The following is a 13,668-nucleotide window of genomic DNA, read 5'->3' on the forward strand; positions in this document are numbered from 1 at the left end:
CAACAAGCTCGGCTTCCAGCCTGCGGTGCCGCTGGAAGCCGTCGTTACAAGCTGCCATGCTATGTGTCTGTGTATGTGTATACACATACACAAGGCATCATGAGAAAAACCAGACTGCAAATTTTACTGGATCCGGAAGCGAAGAAAATGCTGGAACGGTATGCGAAGATTCGAAACACTTCTGTCGGCCAGGTGATACGAGAAGCTGTGGAATTGTACGGAAAAGAGAAGGTTGGTAGTTGCCCTAAGTTTCATCTGGAAAAATCCCAGGCGGAGTCGTCGTACCAGGTTCTTGCCAGAATTGTTGTGATTGTGTATTTGTCCCTGGCACTGTGGATAGGAATTCCCAGAGCATCCGCAAACTTACGATCGTAGTTTCTAAACAGCTTTTTGATTTCACTATCAATTTTTACCGGATAAACCGAGAAACAAACCAGCGTGCGCTCTTCAGAAAGGGCAATCAACTGCCGCGCAATCACTTGCCTCTTGCTGTTTCGCGCATACAGGACGCGCTTATTGATGTCAAGAACTGCGGCCGAGGCATACTGCTGATTCATTCTTCCTAGCGAGAGACAGCTATGAACATATGTACCGAGTTTCCATGCTTCGAACGGATCCTGTTCGACTTCAATCCGTAGAGATCCGAACGTCCTGGTTTGGTACTCCTCTTGAAGGCCGCACATCCACAACGAAAGATTCAAATCCTGATGTTTTCGCAACCACTCCAGCGTGCGTGGATGCTCCAGTATGTAGTCCTCTTTTCCACTCAAGTAAGCTTTTAGAAATCTTTTTGCCGCGCGGTTATTGGCTCCTTTTCCGGAAAGAATCAGAATCGAATGCAGAACGTTCTGGTTCTTGATGTGGACCGGTTGCCATCGACGCAGATGTGCAGCGATACATTCCTCCAGAATCTCCAGCCGCGTCAAATGTAGATTCTGATAAACGATTTTGCGATATCTTTTGCGGCGCGAGGAGGAAAGCGTTCCTGCGTACTCCTGAAATTTTCGCGGAACCGGATTCGTGAAACCCTTGTTGGCCTCAAAGTACTGAACGATTTGCGTGTCGGTTTTCTTCCGGAAACGCTCCAGAAAAAGAGGATGATGCGCAAACTCATTCAAAATCCTTTTGTCCATTCCATCAGGAAGAACTCCCAAAAGCTCCGCGACACTGAAAAGTTTATTCGGAAAATGGGAGAAGGCTTTACACGTAAAAAGCGGAATGATTTTCAGCATCCGCTCCAGACCATCTTCCACCGTCCAGGCATGGTCATTGTACGCCTTATCAAATTTGAGCCAGCTCGGAACAGGAGCATGAACCAAAGCGGCTTTGTGCGGACTGGCATAATCCACCAATCTACCCGCAACAGATGCGAACCAATCGCTTATTTGTAGAAATCGAGAATCGGCAGAAAGCCGTTGAAGAAGAATGACCATATCTGGAACTTGTTTCAACTCAGACGTTCTGATTAGAGAGCGTACATTTTCAATGAATTTCATTCTTCGATCTCCCGGTATCGCAACCAGATTCTTCCAAAGCACAAGTGAGCTTTCTCGCACCAGCTTCCAGTCCGATGCGCCGGCGTCGCAAAAGATCTCTAGAAATTCGAAACATTCTTCAGGGCGCAAAGCTTGATGGTTTTTGAGTGACTTGAGCAGGGCCCCAAATCCTTTCAGCCTTCCACAGTTCTGCCAGAGCTCATACGCGAACGACGAATAATAACCTTTTGTTTTTTTGACGTATGCATCAAACCTTCGGATGCATTGCATCGGAAAGTCCCTGCATGATGAGATTGGTCGCATCATGAATGAGGGAGAAACGACCTGCAAACCGGCCAGTATATATTCCGTATTAACCTTCCGTTTGACAGCGATCAGCAGAGCCCAGAGACGAAGGGAATAGTTTGTTTTTCCTTCAATTGAAAGCAGGCTTTGCCAAAGAGCGGAATGGGTATCGCCGGAGAAGGAATCGAAAACACCCGAATTCACAAGAAGTGTGACGAAAGCGCTTCGCCTGTTCGGCTGCTGATATTGAAGTACGTCGCACCAGGAGAGGGTCTTTGCATGATCCTGTGAGCAAGCCATCCTGCTGATTCCGGCAAGCAGCGAACGGTTGTGATTCAGATCAAAAGCCCAAAAATAACGGATGTACTGATGGATTTGCGCGGGTGTAGCATTCTGCAATTGAGGAAGCAGGAACAACCGGAAGTCACGCGGCAACCGCTTCGACCATGGTGGCAAAGTCGTCTTATCAGCAAAATCTTCCACCTCCACAAACTCGAAAAAGTGAGTGAGCTCATCCCAGGTCAAATTCATTTCCCGTCTGTGTAACGCCGCTGAAAAGCGGAAGACACACCTCTCCCGAATCGGGATTGCGGTGGTAACGAACAATTTACTCATCGCATAAAACGCACATCGCATGCTTCTAGCGTTCTTTGCGATGAGTTTTAGTGAGCTAAAGGAGGTTCGGTCTGCCCGATTAAGAGGAGCGGAGACAGACTCCGACCAGACGCATCTGACTTGTGTTGATCGTGAGATTCATATGGTTCTCCGAATGGGGAATTATCTTATTAGATCTATTCCCCTGCTGTCAATATCTGCGCGCTGGTAGTAGCGGCTTCAATCGCTATCCGGTTGGTCCCGTGGTTTTGCCGCTTCATCCCGACAATGTTCTAGAATTCGCGTTTCATTTCTAAACTCAAGCATGACCATTTCAAAAGGTGACAAAGGCCCCTCAGACATTCAGATTGCTGATTTTTACGCAGTTGATTGCGGTAAAATAAAGAAGGGCCGGATTGCTATGAATGAAGAAAAACCTCGAACCGATGTCATCTCCCATAAATCATTTAATTATGAAGAGGCCGAGTTATGGGATATTGAACAGCAGATTCGAATGACTCCAGAAGAACGACAGGCGATCGCAAGAGAACTTCGGATACGAGTCTATGGAAGCAATCCCCCCGATGTGCGGGAAAGCCATCGTAACAATTCGTGAATTCCCACCACTTTTCTCCCGATGTTCTTGAACTGTTATCGCTTCTGAATCGTTTTCAAGTTCGGTATCTGATTGTCGGTGGTGAGGCTGTAATCTATCATGGATACGCTCGCCTTACAGGCGATGTAGATATTTTCTACGAAATATCCCATGAAAATGCCAGCCGCCTGTTTGAATCGCTCAAAGAATTCTGGGGTGGTAATGTCCCCGAGATCAAAGCGGCTTCAGAATTCATGCAAGCTGGATTGGTTTTACAATATGGACGCCCGCCCAACCGAATTGATTTCATTAATAAGATCAATGGGATCACGTTTCAGGAAGCATGGGATTCGCACATAGAGGAATCTATTGAGGTTTCTGGTCAACGTGTCCCGATATACTTCATCGGCTTGGATGCCCTTATCCGAAACAAAGAAGCGACCGGGCGTGATAAAGATCGCGATGATCTGAGATTTTTAACGAGCAAGAAGAAGGGCAGATAAAATAATTCTCGCCGGCGGACCGGACAACGATTTCGCAAGGAGATCCTTCAATTTCCATTTCGTAGTTTCTGCGCATCTGGCCGTTCAGCCAGAAGGCGATCGCGCGAAAATGATTCTTTTCAGGCAGATATTCGTGCGCGGTCCCTTCCAGAATCGCTTTTAGCGCCACATCCTCTTCTTTTTCGATCTGCATCATTCATACTGTAGCACTGACGAACAACCTTTTACGAATGAGACGAGTCTAGAAATCAAGATGCGCGAGCGCTCAATCTATTTGCTGCTGTTGCTGGCCACAGCAAAGCTATTGTTCCATCTGATTACCCACCAGGGATACGGATATTTCCGCGACGAGTTTTATTACATCGCGTGCAGCGAACATCTCGCGTGGGGTTACGTGGATCAGCCTCCCTTTTCCATTTTTCTCCTCCGATTGAACCGTTGGTTTTTGGGAGATTCACTGCTCGCGCTCCGGTTCTTGCCTGCTCTGACCGGCGCCATCACCGTTTTCTTGACCGGCTTGATCGCGCGTCGCCTGGGTGGTAATACATACGCGCAGATGCTTGCGGCGTTCGCAGCGTTTGTTGCAGGAAGTTATCTGGGAAACAACGCTTTCTTTTCCATGAACAGCTTCGATCTGCTGTTCTGGACCGCCTCCGCTCTTACTATTACTTACGTTCTACAGGAACAGAAACTACGGCACTGGCTGATCCTGGGACTTCTGATCGGACTGGGACTGCTGAACAAAATCAGCATGCTCTGGTTCAGTGCAGGATTCGTGGCCGGCCTGATCCTGACCCAGCACAGACGTCTCCTGTTGACCAAAGGTCCATGGCTGGCCGGCTTGATTGCTGTTTTGCTATTCCTTCCTCATATCCTGTGGCAGGTTCAACACGATTGGCCGACTCTCGAATTCATTCGCAACGCAACGTCCCAAAAGATGGCTGAGAATCCACCATTGCGATTTGCGCTGCAACAATTCCGTTCCATGAACTATTTCACGTTCCCGATCTGGATCGGTGGTTTGATTTACTTCTTCTCCACACGCGGCCGGCAATTCCGGACTCTTGGATGGATTTACGTCTTCACATTCCTGTTGTTGATCGCAGGAAAGAAGAGCCGCCCCGGCTATCTCGCGCCTGCATACACAATGTTGTTTGCAGCAGGCGCCGTTTATATTGAGGCGTGGATTTCCGAGCGCAACTGGAACTGGGTCAAACCGGTCAGTGTTCTGTTGCTGCTGGCCGGCTTCCTCTGGAGAGTTCCCTTTTCCGTTCCCGTGTTGCCCGTGGAAACATACATCCGTTATGCGCGATGGATGGGAGTTGTTCCCTCCACTTCGGAAAAGAAGGAGCTCTCGGAATTGCCGCAGCACTATGCTGACATGCACGGTTGGGATGAGATGGTGAGCTCAGTTACGAAAGCGTACGAAACGCTGACTCCGGAAGAAAAGAAGCGTTGCGTTGTTTTTGGTCAGAACTACGGTCAAGCTGGCGCAGTTTCTTTTCTTGGAAAAAAATACGGACTCCCACGCGCGATCAGCGGTCACAACAACTACTGGCTCTGGGGACCCGGCGACACTCCGATTGATGTTGTCATTGTTATCGGTGGTGAGTTGGAAGATAACCAGGAAGTCTTCGAATCGCTGGAGTTAGCAACCACACACCGTTGCCGCTACTGCATGCCGTACGAAAACAACCTCCCGATCTACATCGGCCGAAAGCTCAAAATTCCGCTTGCTACGCTCTGGCCGGAGCTGAAACACTACGATTGAAGCAGGATTAGTGTTTTCTAAGAGGTCCCGCAAAACAATTAACTGGCAACAAAGTTAGCAACTGAGGCAACACCATCAAAAAACGCTCCTCGTAGCTATCACAAGGTTGCCAAAAATGCCCCGTTTAGGCTGGCATCGCGGTTGCAATAGAGACCCCTTTTAGGAGGGAGTTACAAGATGAAAAAAGTGCTTTTGGTTTTCGCGTTTTGTTATTTGCGCAGAACGGAGATCCAGCTACGATGACATCCGTTCATCCGGCCGGCTACCAGAGTTCAAATATTCGCGGACTGTACGGCAGATATGGTGTCGGTTGGGCGGTTGACTTTGCGGGAAACATGCACGCTGCGTTCTGGGATGTTGTGACTAACGCATTCACAGAAGCTCATCCTCCGGGCGTCTATACTTCAGGCATAAACGGAACTCATCGCAATCTGGGAGCGGGCGCCTATCAAGCTACTCCACAGGATGATTGGCACGCAATGATGTGGGACCTGACCAATTCCAACAACAACATCGATCTGCATAATCTTTTGCCGGTGGGACTATACTCCAACAGCGCCACGTTTGGCATCTGGAGAAACACCGCTACCGGCTCAGTCTATATTGGCGGCTACGCAACCAGCGTGAGCGATGGTCAATGGTATGCGATGGTTTGGTACATCCCGTAAGTAAGCTGATCCTATGATCGCTTGCCGGCGACTGGTTCGCCGGCAAGCTTTTTTGCTTTCTGAAAATTTTCCTCCCCTTCATTGCGAAGCAACGGATTGATTTCAAATGCGCGCTCAAAACTCTATCGTCCGGAGACGGACTCGTAAAAACAGTATACAGGCAACGAACCGCAGCAGTACAATTACAATTCCTATTTACAAATGAAAATGATGAGTGGCTAATGAGATGTCACGAAAAACGAAAATAAATAAAAGGAAAATCATTCGGACCGAGCTTGAGAAAACAAGAAAATCACAGAAGCGCTCCTTTTTGCGTTTAGCCGGTCAGGTTTCCGGAAGTCAGGATCTCTCCTGCCGCAAGGGGTTCTCTCGCACTTGAAAGGGATTGCAGATACGGGTTCCTGGTGTGGCGTTCGCAAACCGGAGAGACCGCTATCTTGACTGGGCCCTGGCGCTGGCCGAACAAGTTACTGATTCTTTGACTTGCGAAGCGTAATGGCCGAGGCCGCTTTCCATCTTCAGAATACATGGCTCGTGCTTGCAATGATGAATGAGGGATTGATCCGGACGGCTCTGAACATTAGCAAGGAACTCGCACACCTGCATGAGCTCGCGCATCGATATCGCGACCGGCAGCCGGATCTTGCCGATCTTTGCGTTATTCGGTTGAGTGAACTGGATCCTGCGCAGAGCGTAATCACTGTGGACTTAACCGACTTTCGAATTTACCGCAGAAACAAACGTGAGCGGATTCCTCTGATTTCGCCTGAATAACTTTTGCCACCTGCTCGGCTGCCGGTACAGGGGGACCAGGATCAGCAGTATCCGGTTAATTTATCTTGATTCTCAATATTGAAAAAAGCGCTTTAATATAAGATACTGAAGTCAAGAGTTTCACCTGAAAACGTTCGGCTCATACTTGAAGGGGTAAAGATTTCTGTATAAAGCCTGTTGGAGGGGTGATGCTACGAATTCATCGCGTTGCTGCATTGATTCTGTTTACAGTCGCCATTCCCTGCCATTCACAAAATGACGAATGCATAGAACTCAATGTTCCCGATGAAGTTGGCGATAATCTACCGGTATTCGCAGTATCACCGGTAGCTGTCAATCCACAGATGCTTGGAAGGCTATGGGAAATTCTCACAAACCAGCCTGCCGTTCCTATTACGCAAGGGGAAAGAGCATTAAGCATGCAATCAGGAACCCGGGTTGTGGAAGTTTCGAGAAAAAGCGGTGGGGCCTGGTATGCTGATAAATCGCAGTTGTGGAAACCTGCCCTTACGCCAACCCTCCCTTCCGATCAAAAGGCAAAACAACTTGCCGCTAACCTCCTTGAGCGAATTAAGACCGTATCGATTCCTTCTGGCCCACACTCAGAGCTGCTTTTTAGCAACATGGGGAAGACTTTAACCAGTTCATTTATCACCGCGGGCAACCGATTAACAGAGCTGAAACAGCTGGACGTACAGGTCACGTACACTACCGGAGTGAGGCCTTTCCCGGAGAATAAACAACTCGTTCTCCCAGTTGTGGGTGGAGGCGGTGAACTGAACTTCACTTTTGGTGATGATGACAAATTGATTAGTTACCAGGGTGTTTGGAGGAAGATCGAAAAACTCGAGAAGCAGGGCAAGGTCATCAAGAAAGCCGTAGCCGATGAAGAATTTAGGAAACTGATGGGCGGGCTCAAGTTGAAAAAGTTCCGGTCCCATCTCGCTTATTACTCTGCTCCGACATCTTTAGAGCAAAAGTTTCTATATCCGGTTTATGTCTACCACTATACGGCGGTGAAATACAATGAAGATGCTCCCATGCAAATCGTGATCTTACCGGCCACAGATTTTGGTCCAAAGCTTCAGGCTTTAGAGGCACGGCAACGATCGAAGACGGATCCACCGCGTCCGAGGCCTGGATCCACAGATCCGGAAGGGGACGATACAAGGCCTGGAGCACAGGAAGTCGGAATCTCGTGGATCACGGATAGCAAGGCGGTGAAGACCGGTACGAATGCAATGGGATTTCGTGATGCAATGGTGGCCGGAGGATGGCAAGAAAATTTTGATTGGGGTGAGCCTGTGGCATGGGAGACTGATTGGAATTTAAACGACGATGACTGGGTTGATGCTGCTGATTTTGTTTTTTATGCGGGGCACGCCAGCTACGATCGATGGGAGCTTCGAACCCCCGACTCAAGCCGGATGAGTTTCGGAAATGTTGGGTTGGCGGGAGACCCGAAGCCCGACATTTGGGGAGCACAGGATCTTGAATGGATTATTATCAACGCATGCGGACCGTTGGAGGATTCAGGCCTGTTCGATCCGAACTCGAGTACACGTGGTGAGGTTTTCAGACGCTGGGGGGGCGTTTTCGATGGTCTGCATCAACTACTCGGCTATGCATCCGAAGTTTTCGATGCCGGGATCGAAGGTCCGACAGTCGCGGAATACATGATCCAACAAAAGGACACGGTCATCGATGCATGGTTTCGTACTGCACGCGAAGCGCAACCGGCTTGCAATAAAAATGTGCGCCCGTTCGGGCCAAAAATCTGGGCCGGAGTACTTTATGCGGAAAAAGCGGGTTCAACAGCCGCTGAGAGTCCGCTTCTCGATCACATCTGGTTAAAGGGAGATGTGGCTCCTGACCCAACACCTCCAGCGGTCATTATTGGTATGTGGACTACGACATAATTTCAGTGAAGGTATTTAACAACAAACTTGCGACGCCAGGAGGAAACCACATGAAGAAGATAGTCATCACTTTGTTCCCGGTCCTGTTTTTTGCGTGCACTGCTTACGCGCAATTAGGGAAGCACATCCCCAAAACTTTCATTCACGAAAACTGGGCAAATCAAGTATTGAAAGGAGAGAAGCCTCGCGAAGTACTTTCGATGGCCGCAGGATGCGCATCAGACAGTCACATTGATGGAATCGATCTTGGCGATGAAATAGAACTTGGCAGCCACGATGAGGTCGACCTGCCGGATTACGTCAAGAGTTATAACAACGGTCTAAAAGAACTGAAGTCCCGTATTGAAATATGGGACACCGTGATTAAGGGTACGTCGGCCTACATTAAATACTGTTATTACAAGGACAATCCTGAGAAAAATTTCATCGTCATTTACATGCAGACTAAAAAGAAGGAGAAATAGTAGTTCAACTCTTCGATGAAACCGCTAGTGATGTTTTTCGCTTGCGCCATCCTTATGTATGCGTTTGTGTCTGCAGCGGGAGAATCCTGTAAGCCGATCGAGGCGCCACTAACGTTTCATAAGATCGAAGCTGCACTGGAAGAGTGCAAAATCCACCACATAGAGGAACTGCTGCCTCTGCTTCCAGCGGCCTTTCGTTCCAGGTACGTTCTGGTTCATGCAAGCCGAAGTCTGCAGGGAGCAACCGGAATGTTTCCGCGCGTCATTCTGTTTGGCCTTGATGCCAGATTGATCCTGGCTTTCGCGGGTAGTCCCGACCTCGAAGGTTATGATTCGCTGGAGACAATAGAATTTGATGATGAGAAAAAACGATTCAACTTTCGACGCATCACTTTTTCCTCAGAGACGCACTCTTCCAAAACACCGGTTAAACCGCAGATTTCCGAGCCGAATCCGGAACGCTGCAAGATGTGTCACCGGCAGAATTACGCCCCAATTGGGATACCTATTCCGCCTGGCCGGGCGTGTACGGATCCAGAGATGACGGAATGCCTGGTGCAGAAAGAAAAGCTTATGACGAGTTCTCTAACCGGATTTTCTTAAAAGTCGGACGATACCTTTATCTGGAAGATGCAACGAAATATCCGGATCCTGACCGTTACTACGATTATTTCCCATCAGGAAGGGGGAATCTTCAGTTCACCTTTCTGCTCTCCCTTTTGAACAGTCAGGCCATCGCACGAGAAATCAAGACAAACCCGAAGTTGTATCCCTTTCGTTACGCGCTTCTTGCTTCACTAAAGTGTGGTGACGATTTCTATGATCCCAATGTCCTGGCGCGACTGATCCCCCGCGAAATTACTTCCGGGTTTTCCATGTCCTACAGTGAGATCGCTACGGAAGTAAACGCAAGCGTCGAAGCCAGCCATCGCGAGCGTGAACAGAGACAGCGCAAAGTACTTGCTTTGCTTGGCAACAATATCGGCTTGTCGGATTCGACGTTCATTTTTAAACGCAAGGAATTGTGTTGCGTTGCGAATACGAGCCGTTTTCGATACATCATCGAGGCAGCGGGCGTTCCCTTTCCCAGATGGTCAATGGAGTTTGGCTCTAAAAACGATGTTTTTTTTGCCGGAGAAATGGGACAAGTCGGAGAGCTCGGACTAGTTCTCTGGCAAGAGCTTCTGGATCCGGTTTACGATCCGGAACTTTACCGGATGTATCGCACTGCCTGGGACAATCGAACGGACAGAGCACGGCTTGCTTTCTCGGTTGATAAAGAGAATGTGTGTCAAGAATTACGAAGAAAGAGCCTTGCTGCGCTTTCACAAAAATGAGTTTTGCCCGCCTTATAACTTCATTTGAGGCTTTCGTTGATTTGAGTTACATTTATTTGCAAGCAGATAACTGTGTCACTTACAGCAGGAACAAGGCTCGGCAAGTACAGACTTGATGCGGTCATAGGCGCCGGGGGCATGGGCGTCGTATACCGCGCAAAAGATCTTCAGCTCCTGCGAGACGTCGCGATTAAAGTCCTGCCGGAGAATCTTGCAGAAGATCGAGTCGCGTTAAAGCGCCTTGAACGGGAAGCGAGGGTGATCGCCGCTTTATCACATCCCAACATTCTCAGCATTCATGATTTCGATACTCATGAAGGGATCGCCTTTGTGGTCATGGAATTGCTGGAAGGAAGGAACCTTAAGCAGGTCATTCAAGAGCGCCGCTTCTCTTTTGAAGAAGCTGTGGAAATAGGCACTGCCATTGCCGAAGGTTTGCATGCTGCTCATTCGAAAGGCATCATTCACCGCGATCTAAAACCGGACAACGTCTTTTTAACAAGCGACTCGCGAGTCAAGATTCTCGATTTCGGACTTGCTATATTGAAACCGGTGCTTTCCGGTGAAGATTTGAGCAAGGCCTCAACCGATTCGGCGATTCGTGATGAAGGAATAAACGGCACTGTTCCCTACATGTCTCCCGAACAGCTTCGTGGAAAGGCGATGGATTCGCGCAGCGATATTTTCTCATTCGGCTCTGTTTTCTACGAAATGATTGTCGGACATCCTCCGTTCCTGCGTGAAACGGTGGCAGACAGTATTTCGGCCATCCTTCACGAAGATCCCGCTTATGATGGTGTACCATCGCAAGCCATTCGAATTGTTAGTTCCTGCCTGCAAAAAGATCCGGATCAAAGAATGCACGACGCTCATCATCTCGTAACTGCCCTGACAAAAACTTCCAGCTCACCATTGATTCTTCCTGCAGGGAAGCCTCCTGTCGTTCAACGCAGATGGAAATCAATGAGTTTGATTGCTTCCTTCACGGTCCTTGCCGCCCTGCTGCTCGCGTATCTGAATTCTTCCTTCTTTCGTAACCCATCCAAAATCAATTCGGTAGCGGTCTTGCCGTTGAAGAATATGTCAGGTGATCCGCAGGATGAGTATTTTGCAGATGGGATGACCGATGAAATTACGTCCCGTTTAGCGCGGATCAGCACCATCCGGGTCATCTCACGCACTTCAGCCATGCAATACAAGGGGGTTCTCAAAAACGTAAAACAGATCGGTCGCGAACTGGACGTAGATGTACTTCTTGAGGGTTCCGTTCGGAGAACCGGCGGCAAAATCCGGTTACTGACAAATCTTATCGACGCGGATACGGATCGCAACATTTGGTCAAAGACTTACGAAGAAGATATGCCGGACATTCTACAGCTTCAGAATGAACTCGCCCGGGAAGTTGCTCGCGAGCTGAAAGCTACACTGACACCGTTTGAATCAACGCTGCTGTCTTCACAGCAGAACATATTACCGGAAGCTTATGATGCTTACTTGAGCGGATTGAGTCACGAGAGGAAAGAAGATTATTCTCTCGAAAGCGTTCTGAAGCAAATCGATATGTTCCGACAGGCTGTTGAACTGGATCCGGATTTTGCGGCCGCACGCGCGAGTCTTTCCCGGGCTCATTCAACGATGCACCATTTTCGTTTTCAGCCTGAAGTCGATCATGCCCGTAAAGCAAAAGAGGCCGTGGATCGAGCCCTTGAAATTGATCCGGATCTACCGGAGGCACGCCTCGCTCTCGGCTATTACTACTACTGGTGCGTGAAAGATTATGGCCGAGCATTGAATCAATTTGGGCTGGCTCGCAAGGCGCTCCCAAATGATACGACGGCGCTGGAAGGCATCGCCTACATCTTGAGACGTCAGGGAAACTGTGACGAGGCGCTAAACACTTTGCAAAAGGCGTTGGTTTTAAGCCCAAGAGATCTGCGCATTGTCAATCAAATTGCGAATACACTTTCGATGTTGAGGCGTTATGACGAAGCTGACCAGTATTATGAACGGGCTATCAACCTTTCTCCGGATCAGATAGATCCATATTTCAACCGAATAGAGAATTATTATCTCTGGGATGGAACCACCGAACGAGCCGGCAAATTGCTTGAAACTCTTCCGTCAAGCGCAACCAGTATTGAATGGTTCTGGACGGTTCACTATTTTTACTCACGAGACTATGAAACTCTGATCTCCTTTCTTGAGTCCAGGGTTCTCCGCGGGTTCGATAACCAGCATGCTTTCGCTCCGAAAGAGCAGCTTCTTGCAACGGCATACAGGCTTTCCAGCCGTCCGGAGCATGCCCTCCGTTACTATAAGCTGGCGAAAAATATTGTGGAGTCAAAATATAAATCCAATGCCGACAGCCCGACAGTGTTGAGTTCTCTTGGTTTTGTATATGCAGGACTCGGATACACTGATCGAGCTATCGAAATGGGAAGACGCGGTTTTGAAGTTGTCCCTATGATGAAGGATTCCGTAGGAGGGACGTTCCGCGGTATGGATCTTGCGAAAATCTACGTGATGACGGGCCGGTATGAAGAGGCCATGAATATACTGGAGTATCTTCTTACAAGACCCGGATTTGTCTCTGTAAAACTACTGCAATTGGATCCCGAATTCAAACCTCTCCAACAGTCTTCACGCTTCCAAAAACTCGTCCAACGATACGCAACAAACTGATTGCTGATAGGCCGTTCGCGCAATCAGGTATAACATGTGCAGATAAGATCAACACCGAAATGACAAAGCAACATCGTCTTTCGCTGGATCGAATCTCAGAGGCGATGACTGTGATCGATCCGGTTTTTCTAAACTCGCCGCAATTTTTGGCGGAATCGATGAGTGACCGGTTGGGCTGTCGAGTTGTGGTAAAAGTTGAAACGCTCAATCCGATCCGTTCTTTTAAAGGACGCGGGACAGAATATTTCACTGCGACGTTAGAAGGAAAACCTCATCTCGTGTGCGCGACAGCAGGCAATTTTGGACAGGGTTTGGCCTACTCTGCGCGCAAACGCGGACTTCCCATAACAGTTTTTGCTTCAAAGAACGCGAATCCTGTGAAGATTGAAAGGATGCGCGCATTGGGCGCAGAGATCCGTCAGGAAGGTTCCGATTTTGATGCCGCGCACGCTGCGTCAAAAGTTTTTGCCCGCGAATCGGGCGCGCGGTTAGTGGAAGATGGTCGTGATCCCGCTATCTCTGAAGGAGCAGGCACAATCGGTGTGGAACTGCTCCGGTGGCCGGAACCGTTCGACGCAAT

At 48.8% G+C, this 13,668-nt stretch carries 12 protein-coding genes; 10 read left to right on the top strand and 2 right to left on the bottom strand.

The genetic code is table 11. From position 1 onward, the window contains the following. Positions 1-251: 251 nt before the first annotated feature. A complete protein-coding gene (locus L0156_14935) occupies positions 252-2,312 on the bottom strand; it encodes a hypothetical protein (GenBank protein MCI0604291.1) in 2,061 nt (686 codons plus the stop codon). Positions 2,313-2,700: 388 nt separating this feature from the next. On the opposite strand from L0156_14935, the gene L0156_14940 reads away from it, so the two are divergent. Continuing rightward, on the top strand, positions 2,701-2,991 hold the full coding sequence (locus L0156_14940) for a hypothetical protein (GenBank protein MCI0604292.1): 291 nt from the start codon (positions 2,701-2,703) through the stop codon (positions 2,989-2,991). A gap of 399 nt (positions 2,992-3,390) precedes the next feature. Here the strand turns inward: L0156_14940 and L0156_14945 are convergent, their stop codons facing one another. Further along, positions 3,391-3,666: a hypothetical protein gene (locus tag L0156_14945; protein MCI0604293.1), complete on the bottom strand. Its 276-nt coding sequence runs from the start codon at positions 3,664-3,666 to the stop codon at positions 3,391-3,393. A gap of 60 nt (positions 3,667-3,726) precedes the next feature. Between L0156_14945 and L0156_14950 the strand changes: the two genes are divergently transcribed. The 9 genes from L0156_14950 to L0156_14990 all read left to right on the top strand — a co-directional run. After that, positions 3,727-5,244 (top strand): glycosyltransferase family 39 protein, encoded by a 1,518-nt coding sequence (locus L0156_14950; protein MCI0604294.1) that lies wholly within the window; start codon positions 3,727-3,729, stop codon positions 5,242-5,244. Between the two features lie 239 nt (positions 5,245-5,483). Next, positions 5,484-5,912 (top strand): hypothetical protein, encoded by a 429-nt coding sequence (locus tag L0156_14955; protein MCI0604295.1) that lies wholly within the window; start codon positions 5,484-5,486, stop codon positions 5,910-5,912. A 495-nt stretch (positions 5,913-6,407) separates the two neighbouring features. After that, positions 6,408-6,686, top strand: coding sequence for a hypothetical protein (locus L0156_14960; GenBank protein MCI0604296.1), 279 nt, complete (start codon positions 6,408-6,410; stop codon positions 6,684-6,686). A 188-nt stretch (positions 6,687-6,874) separates the two neighbouring features. Then, positions 6,875-8,605 carry a DUF6345 domain-containing protein gene (locus tag L0156_14965; protein ID MCI0604297.1) on the top strand — a complete coding sequence of 577 codons (1,731 nt, stop codon included), beginning with the start codon at positions 6,875-6,877 and terminating at the stop codon, positions 8,603-8,605. Between the two features lie 50 nt (positions 8,606-8,655). Further along, positions 8,656-9,069: a hypothetical protein gene (locus L0156_14970; protein ID MCI0604298.1), complete on the top strand. Its 414-nt coding sequence runs from the start codon at positions 8,656-8,658 to the stop codon at positions 9,067-9,069. Between the two features lie 15 nt (positions 9,070-9,084). Further along, positions 9,085-9,672, top strand: a complete 588-nt coding sequence (locus L0156_14975) for a hypothetical protein (GenBank protein MCI0604299.1) — start codon at positions 9,085-9,087, stop codon at positions 9,670-9,672. Further along, positions 9,618-10,406 (top strand): hypothetical protein, encoded by a 789-nt coding sequence (locus L0156_14980; GenBank protein MCI0604300.1) that lies wholly within the window; start codon positions 9,618-9,620, stop codon positions 10,404-10,406. Before L0156_14975 ends, L0156_14980 begins: the two co-directional genes overlap by 55 nt. Before the next feature lie 72 nt (positions 10,407-10,478). Beyond that, positions 10,479-13,088 carry a protein kinase gene (locus L0156_14985; protein ID MCI0604301.1) on the top strand — a complete coding sequence of 870 codons (2,610 nt, stop codon included), beginning with the start codon at positions 10,479-10,481 and terminating at the stop codon, positions 13,086-13,088. Between the two features lie 59 nt (positions 13,089-13,147). Further along, positions 13,148-13,668: pyridoxal-phosphate dependent enzyme (locus L0156_14990; protein ID MCI0604302.1), on the top strand; the 521-nt coding region annotated here is incomplete at its 3' end.

Source organism: bacterium (assembly GCA_022616075.1).
In the GTDB taxonomy this organism is placed as follows: Bacteria; Acidobacteriota; HRBIN11; order JAKEFK01; family JAKEFK01; genus JAKEFK01.

Bases quoted from the DNA above. Each gene is read 5' to 3' on its own strand.
- L0156_14945 (MCI0604293.1), bottom strand. From the start codon at position 3,666: ATGCAGATCGAAAAAGAAGAGGATGTGGCGCTAAAAGCGATTCTGGAA.
- L0156_14960 (MCI0604296.1), top strand. From the start codon at position 6,408: ATGGCCGAGGCCGCTTTCCATCTTCAGAATACATGGCTCGTGCTTGCA.
- L0156_14975 (MCI0604299.1), top strand. From the start codon at position 9,085: ATGAAACCGCTAGTGATGTTTTTCGCTTGCGCCATCCTTATGTATGCG.
- L0156_14940 (MCI0604292.1), top strand. From the start codon at position 2,701: ATGACCATTTCAAAAGGTGACAAAGGCCCCTCAGACATTCAGATTGCT.
- L0156_14980 (MCI0604300.1), top strand. From the start codon at position 9,618: ATGCCTGGTGCAGAAAGAAAAGCTTATGACGAGTTCTCTAACCGGATT.
- L0156_14950 (MCI0604294.1), top strand. From the start codon at position 3,727: ATGCGCGAGCGCTCAATCTATTTGCTGCTGTTGCTGGCCACAGCAAAG.
- L0156_14965 (MCI0604297.1), top strand. From the start codon at position 6,875: ATGCTACGAATTCATCGCGTTGCTGCATTGATTCTGTTTACAGTCGCC.
- L0156_14970 (MCI0604298.1), top strand. From the start codon at position 8,656: ATGAAGAAGATAGTCATCACTTTGTTCCCGGTCCTGTTTTTTGCGTGC.
- L0156_14955 (MCI0604295.1), top strand. From the start codon at position 5,484: ATGACATCCGTTCATCCGGCCGGCTACCAGAGTTCAAATATTCGCGGA.
- L0156_14935 (MCI0604291.1), bottom strand. From the start codon at position 2,312: ATGAATTTGACCTGGGATGAGCTCACTCACTTTTTCGAGTTTGTGGAG.